The organism is Caulobacter sp. FWC26 (assembly GCF_002742645.2).
Taxonomy (GTDB): domain Bacteria; phylum Pseudomonadota; class Alphaproteobacteria; order Caulobacterales; family Caulobacteraceae; genus Caulobacter.
In genome coordinates, this window is record NZ_CP033875.1 from 2223390 (window position 1) to 2248415 (window position 25026).

General features: G+C 67.0%; 19 protein-coding genes and 1 riboswitch. Of the genes, 9 read left to right on the plus strand and 10 right to left on the minus strand.

All coding sequences use genetic code 11. From position 1 onward, the window contains the following. The first annotated feature begins 111 nt into the window (after positions 1 to 111). Positions 112 to 301: riboswitch (cobalamin riboswitch) on the plus strand. Positions 302 to 435: 134 nt separating this feature from the next. Continuing rightward, positions 436 to 2388 carry a TonB-dependent siderophore receptor gene (locus CSW63_RS12125; protein ID WP_062093928.1) on the plus strand — a complete coding sequence of 651 codons (1953 nt, stop codon included), beginning with the start codon at positions 436 to 438 and terminating at the stop codon, positions 2386 to 2388. Between the two features lie 63 nt (positions 2389 to 2451). Then, entirely contained in the window at positions 2452 to 3906 is a 1455-nt protein-coding gene (locus tag CSW63_RS12130) for a cobyric acid synthase (protein WP_062093947.1), read from the plus strand. Here CSW63_RS12130 and CSW63_RS12135 read toward each other — a convergent pair. After that, on the minus strand, positions 3903 to 4478 hold the full coding sequence (locus tag CSW63_RS12135) for a DUF2939 domain-containing protein (RefSeq protein ID WP_062093927.1): 576 nt from the start codon (positions 4476 to 4478) through the stop codon (positions 3903 to 3905). The genes CSW63_RS12130 and CSW63_RS12135 overlap by 4 nt on opposite strands. A 55-nt stretch (positions 4479 to 4533) precedes the next feature. Beyond that, positions 4534 to 5601: an alginate lyase family protein gene (locus tag CSW63_RS12140; protein ID WP_062093926.1), complete on the minus strand. Its 1068-nt coding sequence runs from the start codon at positions 5599 to 5601 to the stop codon at positions 4534 to 4536. 200 nt (positions 5602 to 5801) lie between these two features. Between CSW63_RS12140 and CSW63_RS12145 the strand changes: the two genes are divergently transcribed. The 5 genes from CSW63_RS12145 to CSW63_RS12165 all read left to right on the plus strand — a co-directional run bounded on the left by CSW63_RS12145 (position 5802) and on the right by CSW63_RS12165 (position 15202). Then, the gene (locus CSW63_RS12145; protein ID WP_062093925.1) at positions 5802 to 6842 is read left to right on the plus strand and encodes a LacI family DNA-binding transcriptional regulator; all 1041 of its coding nucleotides are present in this window, start codon (positions 5802 to 5804) and stop codon (positions 6840 to 6842) included. A 139-nt stretch (positions 6843 to 6981) separates the two neighbouring features. Next, the gene (locus tag CSW63_RS12150; protein WP_099503530.1) at positions 6982 to 9843 is read left to right on the plus strand and encodes a TonB-dependent receptor; all 2862 of its coding nucleotides are present in this window, start codon (positions 6982 to 6984) and stop codon (positions 9841 to 9843) included. A 114-nt stretch (positions 9844 to 9957) separates the two neighbouring features. After that, the gene (locus CSW63_RS12155; RefSeq protein ID WP_062097299.1) at positions 9958 to 11481 is read left to right on the plus strand and encodes a tryptophan halogenase family protein; all 1524 of its coding nucleotides are present in this window, start codon (positions 9958 to 9960) and stop codon (positions 11479 to 11481) included. 23 nt (positions 11482 to 11504) lie between these two features. Further along, positions 11505 to 13793 carry a beta-glucosidase gene (locus CSW63_RS12160; protein ID WP_062097297.1) on the plus strand — a complete coding sequence of 763 codons (2289 nt, stop codon included), beginning with the start codon at positions 11505 to 11507 and terminating at the stop codon, positions 13791 to 13793. Next, positions 13793 to 15202 carry a glycoside hydrolase family 30 beta sandwich domain-containing protein gene (locus CSW63_RS12165; RefSeq protein WP_062097301.1) on the plus strand — a complete coding sequence of 470 codons (1410 nt, stop codon included), beginning with the start codon at positions 13793 to 13795 and terminating at the stop codon, positions 15200 to 15202. The genes CSW63_RS12160 and CSW63_RS12165 overlap by 1 nt, the downstream gene beginning before the upstream one ends. Positions 15203 to 15242: 40 nt before the next feature. Here the strand turns inward: CSW63_RS12165 and CSW63_RS12170 are convergent, their stop codons facing one another. Then, positions 15243 to 16157 carry an alpha/beta hydrolase gene (locus CSW63_RS12170; protein WP_369797870.1) on the minus strand — a complete coding sequence of 305 codons (915 nt, stop codon included), beginning with the start codon at positions 16155 to 16157 and terminating at the stop codon, positions 15243 to 15245. 256 nt (positions 16158 to 16413) lie between these two features. On the opposite strand from CSW63_RS12170, the gene CSW63_RS12175 reads away from it, so the two are divergent. Then, entirely contained in the window at positions 16414 to 17433 is a 1020-nt protein-coding gene (locus CSW63_RS12175; protein ID WP_062097293.1) for a glycoside hydrolase family 43 protein, read from the plus strand. 22 nt (positions 17434 to 17455) lie between these two features. Here CSW63_RS12175 and CSW63_RS12180 read toward each other — a convergent pair whose 3' ends face one another. Together CSW63_RS12180 and CSW63_RS12185 are read right to left on the minus strand one after the other, a co-directional pair. Further along, positions 17456 to 19978 (minus strand): ABC transporter permease, encoded by a 2523-nt coding sequence (locus CSW63_RS12180; RefSeq protein WP_062097291.1) that lies wholly within the window; start codon positions 19976 to 19978, stop codon positions 17456 to 17458. Beyond that, positions 19975 to 20661 carry an ABC transporter ATP-binding protein gene (locus CSW63_RS12185; protein ID WP_099503528.1) on the minus strand — a complete coding sequence of 229 codons (687 nt, stop codon included), beginning with the start codon at positions 20659 to 20661 and terminating at the stop codon, positions 19975 to 19977. The genes CSW63_RS12180 and CSW63_RS12185 overlap by 4 nt, the downstream gene beginning before the upstream one ends. 57 nt (positions 20662 to 20718) lie before the next feature. Between CSW63_RS12185 and CSW63_RS12190 the strand changes: the two genes are divergently transcribed. Further along, a complete protein-coding gene (locus CSW63_RS12190; protein WP_062093530.1) occupies positions 20719 to 21351 on the plus strand; it encodes an arylesterase in 633 nt (210 codons plus the stop codon). Positions 21352 to 21468: 117 nt separating this feature from the next. Here the strand turns inward: CSW63_RS12190 and CSW63_RS12195 are convergent, their stop codons facing one another. The 5 genes from CSW63_RS12195 to tmk all read right to left on the minus strand — a co-directional run bounded on the left by CSW63_RS12195 (position 21469) and on the right by tmk (position 25018). After that, positions 21469 to 21675, minus strand: a complete 207-nt coding sequence (locus tag CSW63_RS12195) for a hypothetical protein (RefSeq protein WP_062097352.1) — start codon at positions 21673 to 21675, stop codon at positions 21469 to 21471. Positions 21676 to 21790: 115 nt separating this feature from the next. Further along, positions 21791 to 22603, minus strand: a complete 813-nt coding sequence (locus CSW63_RS12200) for an MBL fold metallo-hydrolase (protein WP_062097353.1) — start codon at positions 22601 to 22603, stop codon at positions 21791 to 21793. After that, entirely contained in the window at positions 22600 to 23388 is a 789-nt protein-coding gene (locus tag CSW63_RS12205; protein ID WP_062097355.1) for a TatD family hydrolase, read from the minus strand. The genes CSW63_RS12200 and CSW63_RS12205 overlap by 4 nt, the downstream gene beginning before the upstream one ends. Further along, complete coding sequence (locus CSW63_RS12210) at positions 23385 to 24395, minus strand: DNA polymerase III subunit delta' (protein ID WP_062097357.1); 1011 nt, start codon at positions 24393 to 24395, stop codon at positions 23385 to 23387. Before CSW63_RS12210 ends, CSW63_RS12205 begins: the two co-directional genes overlap by 4 nt. Further along, positions 24392 to 25018, minus strand: a complete 627-nt coding sequence (gene tmk / locus CSW63_RS12215; protein ID WP_062097359.1) for a dTMP kinase — start codon at positions 25016 to 25018, stop codon at positions 24392 to 24394. The genes CSW63_RS12210 and tmk overlap by 4 nt, the downstream gene beginning before the upstream one ends. Between the last annotated feature and the right edge of the window lie 8 nt (positions 25019 to 25026).

The window sequence follows — 25026 nt, forward strand, 5'->3', positions numbered from 1 at the left end:
GGGGCGCAGAAGCCCCGAACCCGGCCTTCAGCCCTACGCCGAACGGGGTTCCCTCCAACCCGCACGGAGGGTCACCCAAGCTCCACATTGACCGTGTGCGGTGCAGCATGTAGCTCTGGCGACGCGTCAGGTTCCTCGCGAGAGGATGAATAGGGAACGAGGTTCAAGACCTCGGCTGCCCCCGCAACTGTAAGCGGCGAGCTTCGCGTCACATGCCACTGGGCCCCCAAGGCCTGGGAAGGCGACGCCCAGAAGCATTGACCCGTGAGCCAGGAGACCTGCCCGGCGCAGTCGTTCATCGCTCGGCCGGGGTGCGCCGAACGAACGGGATCTCCCGAGAAACGACAGTCAACAGGCCGCGCGGCGGCCTGAGCGTCCGCGTCTTCGCGAGCGTTCGGGATGTCGCGTGGGTCGTTCATAACGGGAAGACTGAACATGATCCGAGCCCTTTTGAGCTCCACCGCCCTGGCCACCGCGCTGCTCGCCGCGCCCGCCTTCGCCGACGACCAGAAAGCCCCTGAGGCCGATGTCGCTGGCGCGACCGGCGCCAACGGCGTCGCCGAGCTGGTGGTCACCGCCACCCGCACCGCCCAACCGATCGAGAAAGTCGGAGCCTCGGTGACGGTCCTGACCCAGCCGGTGATCCAGGCCAGTCAGGCGATCTCGGTCACCGAGTTGCTGGCCCAGACGCCCAGCGTGACCTTCGCGCGCAATGGTGGTGTCGGCAATGCGACCAGCCTCTATATTCGCGGTGCCGAGAGCCATCACACGGTCGTGCTGATCGACGGCGTCAAGCTCAATGACCCCTCGTCCACGCAAGGCGGCTTCAACAGCGGCAACCTGCTGGTCGGCGACATCTCGCGCATCGAAGTGCTGCGCGGCGCTCAATCGACCCTGTGGGGCAGCCAGGCGATCGGCGGCGTCGTCAACATTGTCACCGCCGAGCCGACCACGCCGTTCACGAGCTCGCTGTCGGCCGAGGCCGGCGCGCGCAAGACCGGCTACCTGCGCGGCGCCGTCGGCGGCGCGTCTGACAAGGTCACCTGGCGTGTCGCGGGCGGCTACTACACGACCGACGGCTTCTCCTCGTACAAGCTGGGCCAGGAGAAGGATGGCTATCAGAACGCCGGCGCCTCGGGCCGCCTGCGGGTGAAACTGAGCGACGCGGTCTCGGTCGAGACCCGCGCGGTCTATTCACGCGGCAAGAACGACTTCGACGGCTTTAACACCGACAGCCCCGAGTTCGGCCGCACCAAGGAGCTGGTGGTCTATCAGGGCCTGAACGCCGCCCTGCTGGACGGGCGCTGGAACAATCGCTTCGGCTTCGCCTACACCGACACCGACCGCCAGAACTACAACCCCGCCCGCGCCGTCGTGCCGATGACTTTCGACGCCGCCGGCAAGAACAAGCGCTGGGAGTATCAGGGCGTCTTCGCGATCACCGAGACCTGGACCGCCACCTTCGGCGCCGAGAGCGAGCGCTCGCGCATGCGCACCCGCTCGCCGTCGGTCGCCAATCCGAACGTGGCGTTCCGCAGCGGCAAGATCAGCGCTGACAGCCTGTATGGCCAGCTGCAGGCCGAGATCGCGCCGGGCCTGACGTTGACCGGCGGTCTGCGCTACGAGGACCACGACGCCTACGGCGCCCACACGCTGGGCCAGGTCGGCGCGGCCTGGGCCCTGAATGACAACGCGACGGTGCTTCGCGCCGGCTACAGCCAAGGCTTCCGCGCGCCCGGCCTCTATGAGCTGTTCAGCGAGTACGGCAATGCCGCGCTCTCGCCCGAAGAGTTCGATAGCTGGGAAGCAGGGCTCGAGCAGCGCTTGTTCGAAGGCAAGGTCCGCGCCTCGGCGACGGTCTTCCACCGCGAAGCCGACAACGAGATCCGCTTCTTCTCGTGCTCGTTCGGCGCGACCGACACAATGTGCGCGCCGGGCGGCGTCTTCCGGTTCGGCTACTACCGCAATCTGCAGAAGACCAAGGCCCAAGGCCTGGAGCTGATCGCCGAAGCGCGGCCGCTCGCGGGCCTGACGATCACGGGCAACTACACCTACACCCAGGCCGAACTGGCGGCGGGGGCCAATGACGGTAAGCAGCTGTCGCGTCGTCCCAAGGACCTCGCCAACCTGTCGGCGACCTATCTCTGGCCCGTCGGCCTGTCGACGACGGTGGCGGTCCGCTATGTGGGCAAGACCTACAACAACGAGGCCAACACCGTTCCGGTCTCGGACTACGCGACCGTCGATCTGCGGGCGTCCTATCCGATCAACGAGACCTTCGAGGTCTATGGTCGGGTCGAGAACGCCTTGGACAAGGACTATCAGACCATCCTGAATTACGGCACGCCGGGCCGTGGTGCGTTCCTGGGTCTGCGGGCGCGCTTCTAAATAGGGGCAGGGGCGGGGGCTATGTCCCTCGCCCTGGCCATCTTCGCTTGGGGAGAGCAGCGCATGGCCGCTTTGATGATCCAGGGCTGCGGCTCGGATGTCGGAAAGTCGGTGCTGGTCGCCGGCTTGTGCCGGGTGTTCGCCAATCGTGGTCTCGCCGTGCGCCCCTTCAAGCCGCAAAACATGTCGAACAACGCCGCCGTCACCGCCGACGGCGGCGAGATCGGCCGCGCTCAGGCCTTGCAGGCGATCGCCTGCCGAACGCCGCCGACGGTCGACATGAACCCCGTGCTGCTCAAGCCGCAGAGCGATGTCGGCGCGCAGGTGATCGTACGTGGGCGGATCGCCGGGGAATGGGCGGCGCGTGGCTATCAGGACCACAAGGCGAGCCTTTTACCCACTGTGCTGGAGAGCTTCCGCAGGCTGGAAAGCCAAAGCGACCTGGTCATCGTCGAGGGCGCCGGCAGTCCGGCCGAGATTAATCTGCGGGTCGGCGACATCGCCAACATGGGCTTCGCCCGCCCCGCCGACGTGCCCGTCGTCCTCGTCGGTGACATCGACCGGGGCCACGTCATCGCCGCCCTGGTCGGGGCGCACGCGGTGCTCGATCCTGAGGATCGAGCGATGGTGCGAGGCTTTCTGATCAACAAGTTCCGCGGCGACCCAGCGCTGTTCGACGATGGTCGTCGGGCGATCGTGGAGCGGACCGGCTGGGCCGACCTTGGCATGGCTCCATGGTTGGCGGCGGCGCGACGGTTGCCGGCCGAGGATGCGATCGTGCTCGGCGAGGACGTGACGGAGCGGCGGGGGAAAATCCGTATCGTTGTCCCGATGCTCTCGAGGATCGCCAATTTCGATGAGTTTGACGCGCTGCGGCACGAGCCCTCGGTCGATTTCAGCTTCATACCGCCGGGCGCGGCTCTGCCGGGTGACGCGGATCTGGTGATCGTGCCAGGGACCAAGTCAACCCTGTCGGACATGGCGTTCCTGCGCGCCCAGGGTTGGGACATCGATCTTCGCGCCCATCTGCGTCGCGGCGGCCGGGTCCTTGGGGTCTGCGGCGGCTATCAGATGCTGGGCGCGCGGATCTCGGATCCCGACGGCGTCGAGGGCGTTCCGGGCGCCGCCGAGGGCCTTGGCCTCCTGGGCGTCGAGACGGTGATGACCGGGGACAAGACTCTCCGCCCGGTGACGGGGCGGCTGGCGGGCGGCGCGCGTTTCGCCGGCTATGAAATGCATGTCGGGCGCACAACGGTCTCGACGCGCCCTTTCCTGCGGTTCGACGACGGGACGTCCGACGGCGCCGTCTCGGCCGACGGCCGTGTCAGCGGCTGCTATGTGCATGGTCTATTCGATCAGGGCGAGGCGAGAGCCGCTCTGCTGGCAGAGTTGGGCGCGGCTTCAGACAGGCTGGACCAAGCCGTTCGCGTAGATCAGGCGCTCGACGAGATCGCCGGGGTCCTGGAAACCGCGTTCGATACCGCCGCCCTGGCCCGCATCGCCGGCCTGCGGGCTTAGGGCGCGGGCGCGATATCGATCTGGACCAGCTTCCAGCGGAACAGACCCTGACGGGCCAGGGTGAGGCCAAATCCGGGCTCGTTCGGCTTGGCCTTGTCGCGATAGGTCGCCCTGAAGCGATCCAGGTTCTGGTAGCTGTAATGGAGTTCGGTTTCCGACTTTGGTCTCGGCTTGGCGGTTTCGACCGGCGCGCTTGGCTGGGCAGGTGAAATCCGCGATGGAGCGCGGCGGGCCGCCACCATATGGGAGATGGCCTCCGGCGTGGCGTAGGCGTCGACGGCCTTGTCGATGACGCCGACCAGAAGGATCTGCCCGAACGTGGAGAAGGGATTGTCCCGAAGCTCGGGGTCTTCGGCGACGGACTGGGCCATTGCGTCCTTGAGTTGCGCCTTCAGGCTGTCGCGAACCGCCGGAAAGTCGACCAGACGCTCCAGCCTGGCCCGGTCTCCCGCCTTCGCCGCCGCGTTCAGGCTGTTGAGGGCGAACAGCGGCGATGCCAGATAGGCCGCGACCAGGGCGGCGCCGGCGAGGCCGCCGGCCGTCCAGGTCAGGATACGCTTGGCACGAGTCATCACGTCCTCCGCACCCATAGGGCCAAACCCGAGGAAGGCGGTCAACCGACGGCGGTCAGCGCGCCGCCGTGCTCGAGGCCCGCAGGATCTCGGTCCAGAGGGGCGGCGACTTGCGGGACTTGCGGACCAGGTCGTCGCGCAGGGGCAGGAAGCGCGCGTCCAGCAAGCTGGCAAGGCTGTACGTGCCCACAGCGTTGGCGACGTCCCACGGATGCGGCGCGTATTCCTTCTGGCCCGAGGCGGCGCGGTCGCGGTCGAACTGGATCTTGGACCTGGCGAACTCGATATGGGTCTTCTCGCCACGCGCATAGGCCGACAGCCAGTCCAGCGATCGCGGCAAGCTGGCTCCCTTGGGGCTGGTCCAGGCGTACCAGTCTTCGCCATGCGCCTGCGCGGCCAACGCCGCCACCATCAGCGGGTCGAGATTGTAGGTGACGTAATGCAGGGCGTCGCGGTCGTGGAAATCGAACATCGATCCGTCGGCATAAAGATTGACGGCTACCTGCTTGCGAAACGCCGCGCGCGCACGATCGATGATCGCCGCGTCGCCGGTCTGGAAGGCGCTCAGGGTCGCGAGCTTGATACGGTGGCTCTGCCAGTTGGTTTCGGCGTTGCGTGGCCCAGCGTCCATGGCGTCGAGATAGCCGGTCGCCATCGCGCGCCAGAACCGGTCCAGCTTGGCGCGAACCGGGTCGGCCAAGTCGTTCTCCGTCAGATCGTAGGCAAGGACCAGGGCGTCAAAGCCCGTCTCGTCGATCGGATTGAACGACATCTGATAGATGTCGGCCCAGGCTTCCAAATAGCGGCTGGTGGCGTCGAGAAAGCGCCGGTCGCCGGTCAGCCGCCAGGCGATCGCCAGATTCAGCACGATCGGCTGGTCCTGCTTGGCCTTGATGCTGATGTCCCGGATGCCGTGGCCGGGCAGGGTGCCTTCGGTGTGCAGGCGAGGAAGCGCGCCGGGCGGGCGATCCAGCGCCTCGGTCGCGCGAGCGATGACGGGATCTCTCGTTGTTGCGGCCACGGTGGCGCGACCGAACGACGGCCCCAGAATGGCGTAGTCGGCGGCTTCGGCGGCTGACGCGGCCAACGACAGGGTCAAGGCGGCAAGCCAGGCGGTCTTCATGGCGGTCCCTCCAGAGCGGGCGTCACGACGCACCGTGCGCACAAAAGATATCTGGCCAATGGCGTAACATGTCAATTATTGGTCATGCCAATATTCTTCCATTGGTCGGTCCGATCGAGCGCGGAGATCGCGTCGCCGTTGAGCGGCTTGTTTTGCTCTGCTTTCCTGATCATCTTCCCGACGCGCGAAAGGGGAGCCCATTGACGACCAAGAGACCCACCATCGACGATGTCGCCCGCCTATCGGGGGTGGCGCGCGTGACGGTCTCGCGGGTGCTGAACGGCGGTCCCAATGTGCGCGACGAGGTCCGCGCGCGCGTGATGCAGGCGGTCGAGGCGCTGGACTACAAGGTCAATCCGCAAGCGCGTAGCCTGGCCGGAGGCGCCAGCCGGCTGTTGGCCTTCGTCTTCGCCTCCGACCCCGAGAACGAACCGAACTCCTACTACGAATCCGCGCTCGAACTGGGAGCGCTACGGGCCTGTCTGGCGCTGGGCTATCAGGTGTTGGTTCAGAATGTTCCCCAGCAAACGCCGGACCGGCAGAAGCGGGTGCTCGACCTGATCCAGACCCAGCGCTGCGAGGGCCTGATCCTGTCGCCGCCCTACAGCGATGACGTGGCCTTGATCGAGGCCGCTCTGGCGCAGGGCTGTAAGGTCGTGACCGTCTCGCCCGGCGGGCCCGGGCGTGGCAAGACCGACGCCGTCGGCGTCGACGACGAGGCTGGCGGTTACGACGTCACGCGGGAACTCCTGCGTCTGGGGCACCGCCGATTCGGCTTCATCGCCGGCCTTGAGGGCCACCTCTCGGCGGATCGCCGTCTTCGTGGTTTCCAGCGGGCGCTGGCCGAGCAGGGGCTGGGGGAAGGCGATTGCGTGGTTCGGCGCGGAGACTTCACGTTCCGCGCCGGTGTCCATCTGGCGCCGCAACTGCTCGATCATCCGCTAAAGCCGACCGCGCTGGTCTGCGCCAATGACGACATGGCGGCCGGCGTGCTTTCCGCCGCCCATGCTCGCGGCTTGAACATCCCTCAGGATCTGTCGATCACCGGCTTCGACGACGCGCCGGTCGCTGCGATCGTCTGGCCGCCCCTCACCACGGTCCACCAACCGGTCAAGGTTCTGGGGCAGCGCGCCGTGGAATTGCTAGTCGCTCGACTTACGGGAGCGAATGTGTCGGCGACGCCCGTCTTCGAGGAACTCGAACACGCCGTCATCTCGCGCCAGACGACCGCCGTCGTGTAACCTTGCCAAGCCAGCGATCTTGACAACGTTGTCGGCTTGAGTGTTATTGGAAGCGCTTCCATTGAGCGGTTTGCGCTCGATGACGTGACAACAAGAACGATATCTCGCCGCGGCAAGGCGAATTCAGAGGGGAGAGCCTATGCGAAACCGCACGACACGCGGCGCGCGTCCGTCCAACAACCGATTCTACGCCACGGCCTCGATGGCTGCGATGGCCCTGGCGCTCGCCGGCCCTGGCGCAGCGTGGGCGCAGTCGACCGCTCAGACGCCTAAGGCCGAAGACGACACCGTCGAAGCCATCGTGGTGACCGGCATCAAGGCCGGCATCCAGAACTCGATCAACATCAAGAAGAACGAGACCTCGATCGTCGAGGCCGTCTCGGCCGAGGACATCGGCAAGCTGCCGGACGTGTCGATCGGCGAGTCGATCGCGCGTCTTCCCGGCCTGGCCGCCCAACGGGTCAATGGCCGCGCCCAAGTGATCTCGATCCGTGGCCTTGCCCCGGACTTCACGACCACGTTGCTAAACGGCCGTCAGCAGGCCAGCTCCGGCGACAACCGCGCGGTCGAGTTCGACCAATATCCCTCGGAACTGCTGTCCAGCGTCGTGATCTACAAGACCCCGGACGCTCAAGTCTCGGGTATGGGCCTGTCGGGCACCGCCGACCTGCGGACCGTGCGCCCGCTGGAGTTCGGCAAGCGCGCCGTCGCCGTCAACATTCGGGGCGAGAAGACCGCTGGCAAGAAGCTGAACGACGACGTCAGCAACTGGGGCGGCCGCTACAGCGCCAGCTATATCAACCAGTTCGCCGACGGCACGTTTGGCGTCGCGCTGGGTTATGCCCATCTGGACTCGCCGTCGCAGGTCAAACACTACAAGGCCTACGGCTACGAGACCTTCGACTTCGCGGTGTCGCCCGACAGCGCCGACAAGGCGCTGATGCTGAACGGTCAGGAGCTTTTCGCGACCTCGCGCCTCAACAAGCGCGACGCCGTTATCGGCATTTTTGAGTACCAGCCCAACGACCAGATCCACTCCACCCTGGATCTCTACTACTCGACCTTCCGCCAGAAAGAGACCACGCGCGGAGCGCAGTGGTTCTCGAACGGTTGGGCCGACAACGCGACCTTCACCAATGTGAAGACTGACGAGCTGGGCGGTTCGCAATTCGCCCGCAGCGGTGTGCTCAACAACGCCGTTCCGCAGCTGCGCAACGACTACAACACCCGCATGGACCAGCTGTTCGCGGCCGGTCTGAACAACGAGTTTCAGCTCTCCGAGCGCACCAAGCTGGTCGCCGATCTGTCCTACTCTTCCAACAAGCGGAAAGAGCAGATCATGGAGACGTATGCGGGCTATGGCCGCGGCGTCGGCGGCGTGACCCCGGCCACGCCGGACATCGGCCGGGTCTTCGACAAGATTGGCTTCCAAGTCGCCGACGACGGCTTCTCTCAATACGACGAAGGCTTCAACTACGCCGACGCCAGCAAGGTCACGCTGGGCGACCGCGCGCCCTGGGGCGGCTGGGGCCATGACGGCGCGATCCGCTTCCCGCACGTGAAGGAAGACGTCACGACGATCGACGTGCGCCTTGAGCACGAGCTGGACGGCTTCATCACCCAGGTCAGCGCGGGCGTGAACTACACCAAGCGCGACAAGGGCAAGACCGTCTCGGACAACGACCTGTTCCTGAAGAACGGCCGCCAGCAGGTCTATGTCGACGCGGGCGACCTGGTTGATCCCACCCAACTGGGCTTCGCCGGCTTCGGCGGCGTGCTGAGCGTCAAGATCGGCGACGTCTGGCGCAAGTACTACAACTGGGCGCCGATCCTCGACGCCAACTATTATGACAAGACGTGGGACATCACTGAGAAGGTCACGACCTTCTTCGCCCGCGCCAACTTCCAGACCGGAGACCTGCGCGGCAACCTCGGCGTCCAGGTGGTCAAGCAGGAGCAGGCCTCGGCTGGCGTGGTCATCAACGGCACCGAACCGGGCAAGCCGATCACCCCGACCAAGATCAATTCGACGGACGACTACACCGACGTCCTGCCGAGCCTGAACCTGATCTACGACCTGGGTGGTGGTCATCGCATCCGTTTCGCGCTGTCCAAGACCATGGCGCGCCCGCGCATGGATGACCTGCGCGCCAACGTGACGCCCGGCTTCAACTCGCTGGTGTGCTCGGGTCAGCCCTGCGCGCCCGGTACGACCGTCAATCCGTGGTCGGCCAGCGGCGGCAATCCCAAGCTGAAGCCTTGGATGGCCAAGGCGGCCGACCTTGCCTACGAGTGGTACGTCAGCCCCGCGACCTATGTGTCGGTGGCCGGCTTCTACAAGAAGCTCGACACCTACATCTATTCGCAGACCGGCAAGTTCGACTTCACCGGCATTCCGCTGCCGACGACGGCGACCGCGATTCCCCCCGGCATCACCATCAGCCCCATCGGCCAGATCACCCTGCCGGCCAACGGCAACGGCGGCGTGGTCAAGGGTCTCGAGTTCAGCGGCGCAGTCGATCTTGGTCAGTTCGCCGACCTGTTGAAGGGCTTCGGCATGCAGGGCAGCCTGTCGCTGACCAAGTCGAACCTCAACCCGACCACCAGCACCGATCCCAAGCAGAAGGTCCGTATCCCGGGCCTGTCGGGCACCGTCTACAACGTGACCGGCTACTACGAGCGCGGCGGCTTCCAGGCGCGCATCAGCCAGCGCTACCGTTCGGCCTTCAAGGGCGAGGTGGTGCAACTGTTCGCCACGCGCGGCTTCACCGAAATCCTGGCGGACAAGCAGGTCGACGCCCAGATCGGCTATACCTTCCAGGATGGGCCGATGGAAAACCTGGGTTTGCTGCTGCAGGTGAACAACCTGACCAATTCGCCCTATCGCACGCGCCTCGGCCTGGACGGCGGCGGGACGAAGACCAGCGGCGGCGGTTCGCTGCCTGAAACCTACGAAAAGTACGGCCGGCAGGTGCTGTTCGGCGTGAACTATCGGTTCTAAGCACTAGGCAGGACCGGCCGCTCTCCCCAGCGGCGCGGACCGCCAGGCACGAACCAATCGGGTCGGGATCGCCATGCGGCGATCCCGACCTTCGACCCAACGGGAGGCGGGTGGTTGCAACCGCTCAAGAAGATACTGATCGCCGGCGGCGGCTCCGCCGGATGGATGACGGCCGCGCTGTGCTCGCGTCTGTTCCACGGGCTCTATGAGATCGTGCTCGTGGAATCCGAGGAGATCGGCACCGTCGGGGTAGGGGAGGCGACCATCCCCGCCATCAAGAAATTCAATGAGTTGCTTGGCCTCGATGAGGACGACTTCCTGCGTAAGACGCAGGGTTCGTTCAAGCTGGGCATCCAGTTCAGGAACTGGTGGCGTCAAGGCGAAAGCTATCTGCACGGCTTTGGCGTGATCGGTCAGGACCTGGGCTGGCTGCGCTGCCACCAGTATTGGCTGCGCATGCGCGAACTGGGGCGTGCGGGCGACTTCGACAACCTGTCGATCAACAATGCGATGGCGTTGAGCAACAAGTTCATGCGCGCTCGGCCCGACATGGCGGAGTCGCCGATCGGCCACATCGCCCACGCCTTCCATTTCGACGCCGGTCTCTACGCCAAGCACCTGTCGACCTTCGCCCAGGCGCGGGGCGTCAAGCGCCGCGAAGGCAAGATCGTCGACGTGTCGCTGCGGGCGGAAGACGGCTTCGTGCAATCGGTGACGATGGACGACGGCGAGGTGATCGCCGCGGACCTCTTTGTCGACTGCTCGGGGTTCCGGGGGCTGATCATCGAGCAGGCCCTCAAGACCGGCTACGAGGACTGGACGCACTGGCTGCCCTGCGACCGCGCCGTGGCTGTGCCGTGCGATCGCTCGGAGCAGTTCACGCCCTACACGCGCTCCACCGCGCACTCGGCCGGTTGGCAGTGGCGGATCCCGCTGCAGCACCGCACCGGCAACGGCCACGTCTATTCCAGCCAGTATATCGACGACGACGAGGCCGAGCGGGTCCTGCTGTCTAACCTCGACGGCGCCCAGCGCGCCGATCCGCTGCGCATTCGCTTCAAGACGGGCAAGCGCAAGAAGATCTGGAACAAGAACTGCGTCGCAATCGGCCTGGCCAGCGGCTTCCTGGAACCGCTGGAGTCGACCAGCCTGCACCTGATCCAGTCGGCCGTGATCCGCATGGTGCGGCTGCTGCCGGACGCCGGCTTCGATCAGGCGACGATCGACGAGTTCAATCGCCAGACCGATTTCGAATACGAGCGGATCCGCGACTTCATCATCCTGCACTACAAGGCCACCGAACGCGACGACAGCCCGTTCTGGCGCTACTGCCGCGACATGGAGATCCCCGCGACGCTGCAGCGGAAGATGGATCTCTTCCGCGCCAACGGCCGCGTGTTCCGCGAGGACGACGAGCTGTTCACCGAGGAGAGCTGGATCCAGGTGTTCCTCGGTCAGGGCGTCATTCCCCGCGCCTATGACCCTCTGGTCCACGTCCAGTCCGACGACGAAATCGCCCGCTTCCTCGGGAACATCGAAACCGTCATCGGCAAGTGCCTCAACGTCATGCCCTCCCACGCCGAGTTCGTCGCGCACGCCTGCCAGGCGCCGCCGCTCGCGCCCGTTCCCACCTCATAGCCACGCTTATCCGGAGTACCGCCATGACGACCGCCGCCCAGCCTTCATCCGCGTTGCGGATCCTGAGCCGGACCACCGCCGCCGTGGCGTTGCTCGCGCTTCTGCCGCTGACGGGCGCGAGCGCGCAGGTCATGCCGACGCAAGATAGCGCGCCTCTGAACGTTCGGGCGAACGATCCGGCTTGGGTGCGGGCCGACGCGCTCGTCAAGCAGATGACGCTCGACGAGAAGATCACCTACCTGCACGGCCTTTTCCCGCCCAACACCAAGCCGGCGCCGGCGGACATGATCCCGTCGGCGGGATATGTGCCGGGCGTTCCGCGCCTGAAGATCCCGACTCTGCGCGAAAGCGACGCCAGCCTCGGCGTCGCCAACCAAGTGGAGCAGCGCAAGGGCGATGTGGCGACGGCCCTGCCGTCCGGCCTGGCTCTGGCCTCGACCTTCGAGCCGAAACTGGCCTACGAGGGCGGTGCGATGATCGGCGCAGAAGCCCGCGCCAAGACCTTCAACGTCCTCTTGGCCGGCGGCGTCAACCTGACCCGCGACCCGTGGGCCGGCCGTAATTTCGAGTATCTTGGCGAGGACCCGCTACTGGCCGGCGAGATGGTCGCCGAACAGATCAAGGGCGTGCAGTCCAACAACATCGTCTCGACGATCAAGCACTTCGCGCTGAACGCCCAAGAGACCGGACGCCACGTGATGGACGCCCAGATCGACGAGGCGGACCTGCGGGAAAGCGACCTCCTGGCCTTTCAGATCGCGGTCGAGAAGAGCAACCCCGCCTCGGTCATGTGCGCCTACAACAAGGTCAATGGCGACTGGGCCTGCGAGAACGACTTCCTGCTCAACAAGGTGCTCAAGCGCGACTGGAACTATCCGGGCTGGGTGATGTCGGACTGGGGCGCGGTGCACAGCACGGTCAAGGCCGCGCTGGCGGGACTGGACCAACAGTCGGGTCAGGAACTCGACACCCAGATCTTTTTCGGTGACGACCTGAAGGCCGCCGTGGCCAAGGGCGAGGTGAGCCAGGCTCGTCTCGACGACATGGTTCGCCGCATCCTGCACGGGGTGATCAGTTCGGGATTGATGGACAACCCGACCCCGGCGACCGCTCAGCCGATCGACTATGACGCCCACGCCAAGGTCGCCCAGGCCGTCGCCGAGCGCGGTTCAGTGCTGCTCAAGAACGATCGCGGGCTGCTGCCGCTGGCCAAGACCCCCAAGAAGATCGTGCTGATTGGGGCCCATGCCGATGTCGGCGTACTCTCGGGCGGCGGCTCCTCGCAGGTCCGCTCGGTAGGGGGCGCGCCTGTCGAGATCCCGCTGAACGGCGGCGAGGCGGCCTCGTTCGTTCGCGTCACCTGGCACGCGTCCTCGCCGCTGGAGGCGATCAGGGCCGTCAATCCCGGCGCCGAGGTCACCTATGTCGACGGCAAGGACCCCATCGCCGCGGCGGCCGCCGCCAAGGACGCCGACGTCGCCATCGTCTTCGCCTGGCATTGGCAGACCGAGGCCCAGGACGCGCCGTCGATTGCGCTGCCCGACAACCAGGACGCGCTGATCGACGCGGTCGCGGCGGCCAACAAGAACGCGGTCGTTGTGCTCGAGACCGGCGGTCCGGTGCTGATGCCCTGGCTCGATAAGGTCGGCGCGGTGCTCCAGGCCTGGTATCCGGGCCAGCGCGGCGGCCAGGCCATTGCCCGTCTGCTGTTCGGCGAAGTCAATCCGTCGGGCCGTCTGGCCATGACCTTCCCTAAGAGCGAGGACCAGGCGCCGCGCGCCAGCGCCCCCGGCTTCGCCGAGCAGGCGGCCATCGACGACGCGCGCCGCGCTGGCCAGAAAGCGGGTCCGATCAAGGGCTTCCCGGTGCGCTACGTCGAAGGTGCGGCGGTCGGCTACCGCTGGTACGCTCAGGAGAAGCGCCAGCCGCTCTATCCGTTCGGCTACGGCCTTTCGTACACCAGCTTCGGCTACAAGAACCTCAAGGTCGAGGACGGCGACGGCCTGAAGGTCAGCTTCGACGTCACCAACACCGGCAAGGTCGCCGGCGCCGACGCCCCGCAGCTCTATGTCACCTCCGGCCAACGCAAGGCCATGCTGCGGCTGGCCGGCTACCAAAAGGTGGACCTGGCGCCGGGCGAGACCAAGCGCGTTACTCTCACCGTCGAGCCGCGCATCCTGGCTGACTACGACACCGCCAAGCCCGGCTGGACCATCGCGGCCGGGACCTATCCGCTGTATGTGGGCCGCAACGCTGGCGAGCCGGTTCTGACCGGCAGCGCCAAGCTGAAGTCGTGGTCGAGGAAGCCCTGATGCGCCTCCAACTTGTGTCCTTGACGGTCGCGGCCCTCGCCGCGACCTCGCCCGTCCTGGCTGCGCCCAAGCTTCGCGCCTGGGTGACGACCGGCGACAAGCGCCAGCTGCTGAACGCGCAGACGCCCGTAGCGGCCTCGCGCGCCGGCGCGGTGGCCGGATTGCCGGTGATCACGGTCGAGACGAACGAGCGCCATCAGTCGATGGTCGGCTTCGGCGCCGCCATCACCGACGCCTCGGCCTGGCTGATCCAGAACAAGCTCAAGCCCGCTGACCGCGACGCGCTCTTGCGAGAACTCTTCGGACGCGGGGAGGGCGGTCTGGGGTTCAGCTTCACCCGCGTGACCATCGGCGCGTCCGACTTCTCGCTGGACCACTACAGTCTCGACGACACGCCGGAGGGCGCGCCGGATCCGGACCTGAAGCACTTCTCGCTGGCGCGGCCGGAGCAGTACGTTTTCCCCACTGTCCGGGCGGCCCTGAAGATCAATCCCGACTTGAAGGTGATGGCCTCGCCCTGGAGCGCGCCGGCCTGGATGAAGACCACCGGCTCGCTGGTCAAAGGCCAGCTGAAGGACGAGGCTTATCCGGTCTACGCCCGGTTCTTCGCCCGTTACGTCAATGACGCCGCCAAGCTCGGCGTGCCCACCGACTATCTCAGCATCCAGAACGAGCCCGACTTCGAACCTGACAACTATCCGGGCATGCGGTGGCTGCCGCAGGACCGCGCGCGGTTCTTCGGCGAGCATCTGGCCCCGGTGTTCCAGCGCGAGAAGATCAAGACCCGCGTGCTCGACTGGGACCACAACTGGGATCAGCCCCAGCAGCCACTGACGGTGCTGGCCGACACGAAGGCTCGAGCGTTCCTGACGGGCGTGGCCTGGCACTGCTACGCCGGCGATGTCTCGGCGCAGGACAAGGTGCGCGCGGCCTATCCGGACAAGGAGGTGTTCTTCACCGAGTGTTCGGGCGGCGAGTGGGCGCCGAAGTTCGACGACAGCTTCTCCTGGATGGTCGAGCAGCTGATCATCGGCTCCACGCGCGGCGGCGCGCGCGGCGTGCTGATGTGGAACCTGGCGCTGGACGACAAGTTCGGACCGCACGCGGGCGGTTGCAGCGATTGCCGAGGAGTGGTTTCGATCGACAGCCAAACCGGCGCGGTGACCCGCACCCAGGAGTACTACGCCTTCGGCCACGCCAGCCGCTTCGTGAAGCCCGGCGCGGTGCGGATCGGATCGCCGGCCAAGGTCGAGGGGCTGCGGACCGTCGCGTTCCAGAACCCGGACGGCCAACGCATCTTGATCGTGCTGAACGTGTCCACCGCCCCGGCGGACTTCGCCATTGCTGCGGGCAATGCCCGCTTCAAGGCGTCCTTGCCCGCACGATCCGCCGGCACCTTCGTCTGGTAGCCAGCGGCCGGCGCCCTACCGCGCCGGCCGCTCCTTCGGTTCAGGCCTTCGGCTTCAGCATGCCGTGCATGCCGATCCAGCGCACATAGGCGTCGAACCAGCCGGTGCTGGTGGTGGTCTTCGGGTACATGCCAAAGCCGTGGCCGCCCTGTTCGTACAGATGGAACTCGGCGGGACGCTTGGCGGCGCGCCAGCTGTCGATCAGGCCAAAGCCGCTGTTGGCGAAGAAAGGATCGTCGGCGGCCAGCGCCACGAACATCGGCGGCGCGTCGGCCGGGGTGGTCACCGGCGACAGCGGACCATAGATCAGTCCGATGAAGGCGGGCTTGGCCTCGCTGCCGCTCAGGGTCGTCGTCAGGGTCAGCATGGCCCCGGCCGAGAAGCCCAGCATGCCGATCCGGTCCGGATCCACCCGCCATTCAGCCGCGCGCTTGCGCACCAGGGCGAAGGCGGCGCGGGAGTCGGCCAGTTGCGGCGCGAGGCCCGCCATTGCCGCCTGCGGGTCAGGCCGGGGACGTTGCGCCGTTCCGGAGAACATCTCCCGCATCGACCGCTCAAAGCCCGCCATGTCCGGCGGGGTCTGGTTGAGGCGGTACTTGAGGACGAAGGCGGCGACGCCCTTGTCGGCCAGGGCCCGTGCGGCGTCCCAGCCCTCGTTCTCCATCGACAGAGTCCGGAAGCCGCCCCCCGGCGCAATGATCACCGCCGCGCCCGTGGATTTCGCAGGATCAGGCAGGAAAGGCGTCAGCGTCGCTTGCGTGACGTTCCGGGCGAAGACACTGCCATACTGGCTGTGCCAGGACTCCGGCGCCGTCGCGCCGGGCAGGGGCCCCGTACCGAGCGCTATCGCATTCGGCTGCGCCGGAATTGAAATCGGCGTCATCTTGTCGTTCTGGGCCGCTGCAGGCCCCGCCGTGGCGATGCTAAGGGCTAAGGCGGCCAGAGCTACGCCCATTGATCCCCGTAACCCGCGCGAGCGCTGCATCTTGTTGTTCATGCGTCTCTCCCTTTCGCATGCCGACCGTGCGCCAAGCCCGGTTTGCCACCGTTCGCTTTCAACTGGCGTGTGATCTTTGCCTCATCATGTCTGACAAAAGAATTCGCGATGCGCCAGAGGTACCGTTCACATTGAATGGTCGACCCCGCCCGTTCTCGGCGTTGACGGTTGAATTTGTCCGAGTAAATGTCACGCGTCGTTTGGGAGGCGCATCATGAAGCTGAAGCTCGCTGCGGCCGCGTTGGCCTTGATCGCAAGCCTGAGTGAGCCAAGCCTCGCCGCAGAGGAGGGGAGCTGGCTGCCCCTGAGCGCCAATCCGATCTTCCGCGACAGGTTCACGGCCGATCCCGCACCGCTCGTCGTCGGCGATCGCCTGTACCTCTATGTCGGTCGAGACGAGGCCCAGCGCGACGAGATGTTCAACATGCGCGAGTGGCTCGTCTATTCGACCACCGACATGAAGACGTGGACCTCGCACCCGCCGATCATGAAAGTCGCCGACTTCAAGTGGGCGCAAAAGGACGCCTGGGCGTCGCAGGCGATCCAGAAGAACGGCAAGTTCTATTTCTACGCCGCCGTCGAGCACGACAAGACGCGACCAGGCAAGGCCATCGCCGTGGCGGTGTCCGACAGCCCGACCGGACCGTTCGTGGACGCGCGTGGCTCGGCGCTGATCACCAACGACATGACGCCCAAGGGCACGCACAGCTGGGAGGACATCGATCCAACCGTCTGGACCGACGACGACGGCACAACGTGGATCGCCTGGGGCAACCGCCAGTGCTACATCGCCAAGCTCAAACCCAACATGATCGAGATCGACGGCCCGATCACCGAGATCACCCCGCCGCATTTCGAAGAAGGGCCGTGGCTACACAAGCGCGAGGGGCTCTACTACCTGACCTACGCCTCGCTCGATCGCGCCACGCAGCGCGACGAGCACGTTTCCTACGCCACCGCGCCAGCCATTACCGGGCCTTGGACCTATCGCGGGCTGTTGACGGGCTCAGGCAAGTACAGCTTCACGATCCACCCCGGCATCGTGCAGTTCAAGGGCGCCTGGTACATCTTCCTGCACAACGCGACTCTGACGATCGGCGACCTGAACGGCGCGATCGGTCGGCGCGCGGTCACCGTAGAGCCGCTGAGCTACAATCCCGACGGCACGATGAAGCCGGTGGTCCAGACCGACCGTGCGGACTCCTTCGTGGCGACGGTCGTCCCGGCGAAGTGACTGAAGCCGCTCCTGCGGGGCGCTAGTCGCCCCGCAGGACCGGCGCGGGCCTTTGCGCAAGCGCCAGGCTGGCGGCGATCAGGCCGCCCAAGGTCGCCAGGCCCGTCGCGCCCGCCAGCAGCGCCAGCACGCCGCTCCAGTCGACGCTCCACGTCGCCTCAAAGACCTTGACCACCACCGGCCAGGCAGCGGCGAAGCCGAAGAGCACACCCGCCGCCCCGGCGATGAGGCCGACCGCGCCGTATTCGATGATATAGGCCAACAGGATCTGGCCCCGGGTGGCGCCCAGCACCTTCAGGGTGGCCGCTTCGCGCGCCCGCGCCCGTGCGCCGGCGGCGATAGCGCCGGCCAAAACCAGGAGTCCCGCCAGACCTGCGACCGCCGCTGCGCCGCGAACCGCCAGGGCCAAGCGGTCGAAGAGGGCGGCCGCTGACTCCAGTTGCTCGCGGACGCTGATGACGTTGACCGTGGGAAGGGTCTGACCGAGCTTGCGGGTGAGGGCGGCTTCCTGGCTCTTGTCGAGGCGCGCGATGGCCACACTGCGAAGCTCGGCGCCCTCCAGTGTCGCGGGGTTGAGGATCAGGTTGAAGTTGGGACCAAAGCCCCCGAACTCCACCTTGCGCAGCACCGTGATCCGCGCCTCGATCTCCTGACCCAGGACTTGCAGGGTGACCGTGTCGCCGAGCTTCAACCCCGCAGCCTCAGCGATCTCGGCGCTCATCGCCAGCTTGGGCGGCCCGGCGTCGTTCTCCGCCCACCAACGCCCGGTCACGACGCCCGCGTTCTTGGGCTCCTTGGCCAGGGTTGAAAGGCTGATGTCGTTGTCGAAGGCCCATCGCGCCGAGGGTTTGACCGTCTTCGGGTCGATCGGCTTGCCCTTCACGGCGATGATGCGCCCCGTGACGAACGGCATTCGCAGATAGGTGTCTTCGTTCAGCGCTCCCATGACCGAGGCCACTGTGGCGTCGAAGGTCGCGGCCTTGTCCGCCGGAATCTCGGTGAACACCATGGCCGGCGCGGTTCGCGGAGCCACGTCGCTGACCTGGGCAAGCAGCGCTGATTGAATCAGCACTACACACGCCAGGAGTGCGACACCCAGGCCGATCGCCGGGCTGGCCGTCCGCGCCGCCGACCGAGGCCCTGCGAGGTTGGCGAGGCCAAGCTTGGCGGGGCCCCGGGTGAGCCCGCGCGCCTTGCCCGCCGCCCAGGCGGCGGACCGGCCCAGCGCGGCGAGGAGGCCAAACGACACCGCCACCCCGGCGATCATGATCGCGGCGGCCATCGGCGTCGGGGCGGTGGCGACCGCCAGCGCCGCGAGGGCCAGGCCGGCCAGACCCGCGCCGACGGTCTCGACCCCGAACGACAGCCGCCCCTTGGGCGCGCGACGGAACAGGGCCGACGGCGGCGTTGTCCGCGCCCGCGCCAGGGGCAACAGCGAGAAAGCCGCTGCGGCCAGCAGGCCAAATAGGGCGGCTTTCGCCAGGGGCCACGGATAAATCTTGAAGAGCGCAGGCACCGGCAGGCTGGAGCCCGCCAGCTGTCCCAGGATCAGCGGCGCAGCGCCGCCGACGACCAGGCCGATCGCAATGCCCAGCAGCGCCAGCACCGCGATCTGGATCAGGTGAAGGTCACGGATCAGGCCGCTCTGCGCGCCCAGGGCCTTCAGCACGGCGATCGCCGGCTCCCGCGCCGACAGATAGGCCGAAACGGCGCCCGCCACGCCCAGCCCCCCAGCGACAAGCGAAGCCAACCCGATGAAGCCCAGGAAGTACTCCAGCTGGTCGATCAGGCGACGCGCGCCCGGGGCGGCGTCCAGCCGGTCGCGCACCCGCATCCGCGAGTCCGGAAGCGAGGCCTGAACCGCCTTGCCGATCGCGCGAGGGTCCTGGTTGGGTGACAGCGCAACGCGCACGGTCCTGCTTGTCAGGCCGCCGGGCGCCAGCAGGCCGGATCGCTCCAGCACCTCGCCTCTGACCAGAACACGGGGCGCGATGGCGAAGCCGCGTGACAGGCCGTCGGGCTCACCGGTCAACCGCGCGCCCACGACCAGCGTCATCGGGCCGGCCTCGAAGCGGTCGCCGATCTTGAGGTTCAGGCGATCCATGAGCGCCGGCTCCACCGCCGCGCCGGGCAGACCGTTCCGGTCGGCCAAGGCGGCTTGCAGGCTCGGCGCGCCTTCGAGGGTCACAGCGCCGGCGAGCGGAAACTGTCCGTCTACCCCGCGCAGATTGACCAGCCGCCGCTCGCCGTTAGGCGCCTGCGCCATGGCGCGGGCGGTGGCCGCGTAGGTGGTCACGCCCAGCTTGTCGAACGTCTGACGCTCCTTGGGCGTGAAATCGCGGTTCTCGATCGAGAACGCTAGGTCGCCGCCCAGGATCTCGCGCGCCTGGCTGGCCAGGCCCTGGCGGAAGGCTTCCGCTGTCGAGCCCGCCGCCGCGATGGCCGCGACGCCCAGCGCCAGACAGGCCAGGAAAATACGAAAGCCGCGTACGCCCGAGCGCAGTTCGCGGGCGGCGAGGCGGAAGGCGAGGGGCGTGCGGCTCACGAGACGATCCGTCCGTCGGCCATCCGCACGATCCGGTCGGCCCGCGTCGCCAACAAGGGATCATGGGTGACCATGACCATCGCCGCACCGACCTCGGACACCAGGTTGAACATCAGGTCCGCGACCGACGTCGCCGTGGCGCCGTCGAGATTGCCGGTGGGCTCATCGGCGAACAGCAGGGCGGGGCGGGCGGCCAGGGCGCGGGCGAGGGCCACGCGCTGCTGCTCACCGCCCGAGAGCTGGTGGGGATAGTGCGTTAGGCGACCGGCCAAACCCACCCGGGCCAGCCAATCGCGCGCCGTGGCCATCGCGTCCCGAGCGCCGTCGATCTCAAGCGGCGTTGCAACGTTCTCCTCGGCCGTCATATTCGGCAGCAGGTGGAACGACTGGAAGACTAGGGCCGCGCGACCGCGTCGTAACCGCGCCCGGCCGTCCTCGTTGAGCTTGGCCAGATCCTGTCCGAACAATCGGACCTGTCCCGAGGTCGGCTCTTCAAGACCCGCGCCCACGGCGATTAGCGACGACTTTCCCGAACCCGACGGACCGATGATCGCGACTCGCTCGCCAGGGTTCACGACAAGGTCGACGCCGCGCAGGATGTTCACGGGCCCGGCGGAAGAGGGGAGTGTCAAGGCGACGGCGTCGAGGACCAGGGGCGCGGCGGGCGTAACGTCGTCGGACATGGGTTTTCCTGTGGAGCCGGTCCTTGTTTGGCCGGCGGCTAAACTACATAGGAAGGCATGAGCCAGACCGCACAGCGTTTTCCCAATCGTCGACGATTTTTGCTGGGGATCGGCCTGCTGAGCCAGATCGCGGCCGCCCCGAAGCCGGTCGTGATCACGGTTCTGGGCGATTCGATCACCGCCGGACTGGGTTTGTCCGCGCGTGACGCCATGCCCGCGCAGTTGCAAGCGGCGCTGGGACGGTTGGGCGTTTCGGCGGTCGTCAAGCCCGCCGGGGTTTCAGGAGACACGAGCGGCGGCGGTCTGGCGCGCGTCGGCTTCAGCGTCTCGAAGGATACTCAGCTTTGTGTCGTGGCCCTCGGCGGCAATGACTTGTTGCAAGGCGTTGATCCGGCCCAGACCAAGGCCAATCTGCGCGGTATTCTCCAGAAGCTGAAAGCGCGCGGCGTTCGCGCCGTGCTGGTCGGCGTGGCGGCGCCGCCCAGGATCGGCGCCAGCTACGCACGTGAGTTCAACGCGATTTATCCGAGCCTAGCCAAGGAGTTCGGCGTGCCGCTTTACGCCAATATCCTGGCGGGCGTAGGCGGCAATGCCACGCTTATGCAGAGGGACGGCATCCATCCCAACGCCCAGGGCGCCAGGAAGATTGGCGAAGCGTTGGCTGCGGTCGTCGCCAGGGCGGTCAGATAGGCGTCAAAGCTAAGCGTTGGCGAGAGGCGCTTCGCCCATATCAATATCGTCTAAGATATATTATCGGAAATAATGCGTCGTGACCTTGATGCGGATTTTGGCTTTTCGACTAAGCGCTCAGGCCGCGATGCGGGAGTCCAGCGCAGCGAGCTTGGCCAGCACGCGATCCAGCGTCGAGCGCTTAACGGGCCGGCCGTCCCTGAGTTTGGTCCAGGTCGTCTCGCTGATGGCGTAGCAATTAAAGAGATGCTCCCGCGTGACCGCCGGGAGACGCGCCCGCAGGCGCTGGAACACTTCGCGCGAAATGGTGACGGTTTCGGCCATGGTCGTTGGAAAACTGGACCCAGGTGACGGACTCTACCGCGTCCGTATGCCGACCTAGTTGCGCGAGCCTATTTCAGATTTGTTACGTTCGGCAAAGTTTCCGCCGAAGCCGACATCACGTGGCGGTCGTGAAGCGCATCCCGTCAAATGCGGGCTCGACATTCGGCGGCAGGCGCGCCGCCAGCGCCTGGTAGTCGAGATCGATGTGGAGGTTCGTGAGGATCGCGCGCCGGGGCTTGGCGCGCGCGATCCACTCCAGGGCCAGATCGACGTGGGCGTGGGTCGGGTGCGGCGTCCAGCGCAACGCGTCGACGATCCAGACGTCCAGGTCCTGCAGGGCTGGCCAACTCGCTTCGGGAATGGCGCGCGCGTCGGGCGTATAGGCCACGTCGCCGATCCGATAGCCGACCGCCCGCACCTCGCCGTGGTCGACGTCGAAGGTCTGCACCGAGACATCACCGCTGGGCCCTTCGATCGTGAAGTCCACGCCCAGCGGCGGGATCAGGCGCGGCTCGCAGATCGCGGGATAACCGCCTTGGCTGACGAAAATGTAGGTGAAGCGCTGCGTCAGTCCGTCATGCGTCGCCTGATCCATATAGGTCGGGATGCGCGTGCGCTGGTTGAGGAAGAACGGCCTCAGATCATCGATGCCGTGAGCCTGGTCGGCGTGGTCGTGGGTGAAGAGCGCCGCGTCCATGCGACGAACGCCAGCCGCTGCGGTTTGCAGGCGCAGGTCGGGCGACGTGTCGATGATCACGGTCGTCTCGTGCAGCGGGCCGGCCGGCGATGAGCGGCGCACGAGCAGCGAGCAGCGCGACCGATGATTGCGGGGATCGCTCGGATCACAGTCGCCCCAGTTGCCGTCCGCACGCGGCACGCCGCCAGAGGATCCGGATCCCAGGATCGTGAACTCGAGCGCGCCGCTCATGGGCGCGGTATCCGATCGAACAGCGCGAAGAAGGCGTCCTCGGTGCGCTGCTCGGTCTCCGCGCGGCTCCAGCCCCTAATCTCGGCGAGCTTGTCGTAGATGTGCGGCAGGTAGGCCGGCTCGTTGCGACGCCCGCGCATCGGCACGGGGGCAAGGTAGGGACAGTCGGTCTCAACGATGATGCGGTCGGCGGGCATGTCTCGGATAAGCCCCCTCACCTCCTCGGCCGCCTTGAACGTCGCGATACCGGACACCGAGAACCAGGCGCCCAGGGCGGCGGCGCGCGCGGCCAGTTCTGCGCCGCTGGTGTAGCAGTGCATCAGGATCTTGAACGGCCCGGCCGCATGCTCGGACTCGAGAATCTCGCCCATGATCGCATCGGCTTCGCGCGTGTGGACGACCAGAGGCAGGCCGCTCTTGCGCGCCGCGACGCAGTGTTGTCGAAAGACCTTGGCCTGCACCTCGCGCGGAGACAGGTCGTAGTGGAAATCCAGCCCGCACTCGCCGATGCCGACCACGCGAGGGCGTTGGGCCAGATCCACCAGGGCCGCGGCCGTCAGGTCGGGATTTTCCTTGGCCTCGTGCGGGTGCGTGCCGACGGTGCACCAGATGTCCGGCTCGGCCATGGCGATGGCGTGGACGGCCTCGAACGAGGAGACCTTGTCGCAGATGGTGACCATCATCGCGATGCCAGCCTCGCGGGCGCGGGCGATCACGGCGTCCTTGTCCTCGGCGAACTGAGGCGCGTGCAGGTTTACGTGGCTGTCGATGAGCATGGGGCTCACATCGCCGTCTTGGCCGCCGCGCGCAAGTCCGAGATCACACTCCAGAAGACATCGGCGCGGTCGAGGTTCACTGCCTCGGCTTCGGCGGGCCAGCGCGAGAGCCGCTCCCAGGCGGTCGCCCAGCGGTCCAGGCCCGGCGAGTTCTTGCCATCCGCCGCCACCTGCGTCGCGAAGATGCGGACCTGATCGGCCAGGCGATCCATCAGAAGCTCAAACCGCGCCGCGCCGTCGGCGCCCCGGAAGGTGTCGGCCATGGCCAGCAGCGCGCCCTCGTCCAGCTTGGGCAGACCCCGAAGGATTTCATTGGCCGCGTCGTCGACCGCGAGCGCGCCGGCGGCGGCCAGTTGCAGCGCCCTGCCCGGCGCGCCGTGCGCCATCCGCGCCAACCGCTCGGCGTCGCGATGCGGTAGGTCCGCCATACGCTCGACCATCTCGGCGGCGGCGGCCACGCCGGGCGCCGGGATCGCCAGGCGGCGACAGCGCGAGCGGATGGTCGGCAGCAGCTTGCCTGGCGCATGACTGATCAGCAGGATCACGCCCCGCGCCGGCGGCTCTTCCAGGGTCTTGAGCACCGCGTTGGCGGCGTTGACGTTGAGGTCGTCCGCGGCGTCGATGATCGCCACGCGATAGGGTGAGATCGCAGGCGAATTGGCGAAGAATTCCGGAAGCTTACGGGCTTCATCGACCGGAATGGATTTGCGCGCCTTGCCGTCGTCGGTCAGGCGCTCGAGCACCATCAGGTCGGGATGCGACCGTGCGGCCACCTGGCGGCTTACCACGTCGGACGGCGCCGCGCCCAAGAGGCCCTGCGACGGGTCCGGCCGGGCGCCAAGCAGTCGACGCGCCATGCGGTAGGCCAGAGTCGCCTTGCCCACGCCCTCCGGACCGGTCAGCAGCCAGGCATGGTGCAGCCGTCCACGTTCCAGCGCATCAATGAACGCCGCCTCGGCGGCCGATTGCCCGTCCAACCGATAGACGTCGCGGGGGTGAGCCGGCGCTTGCATCACAGTCCCAGACGTTGCGCGACCACATCCGAAATCGCCGCCGTAACGGCATCGAGCTCGGCGTCGGCGTTGATCACGACGCAGCGCTCAGGCTCCTGGCGCGCGATTTCCAGATAACCGGCGCGCAGCCGTTCATGGAACGCCAAACCCTTGGACTCAAAGCGCGCCGCACCGCCCCGCGCTTCCGCGCGCTCCAGGCCGACCTCAGCCGGCAGGTCGAGGATCAAGGTGAGTACCGGAACCGTGCCGCCCAGCACGTGCGCCTCCAACGCCGAGATCAGGGTGGCCGGCGCGTCGCCGCCCGCGCCCTGGTAGGCGCGTGTCGAGTCGGCGAAGCGATCGCAAAGCACGATCGCGCCCCGCGCCAGGGCCGGCCGGATCAAGCGCTCCAGGTGATCCCGCCGCGCGGCGTACATCAGCAGGCTCTCGGTCACCGGAGACCAGCGATCGGCGGCGCCGTTGACCAGCAGGTCGCGGATGGCCTCCGCACCCGGGCTGCCGCCCGGCTCACGCGTCACGACGACGTCGTGGCCGGAAGCCTGGAGTGTGTCCGCGAGACGGCGGATCTGGGTGGACTTGCCCGCCCCCTCCCCGCCTTCGAAACTGATGAAGAAACCCTGGGTCACCGGTCTCC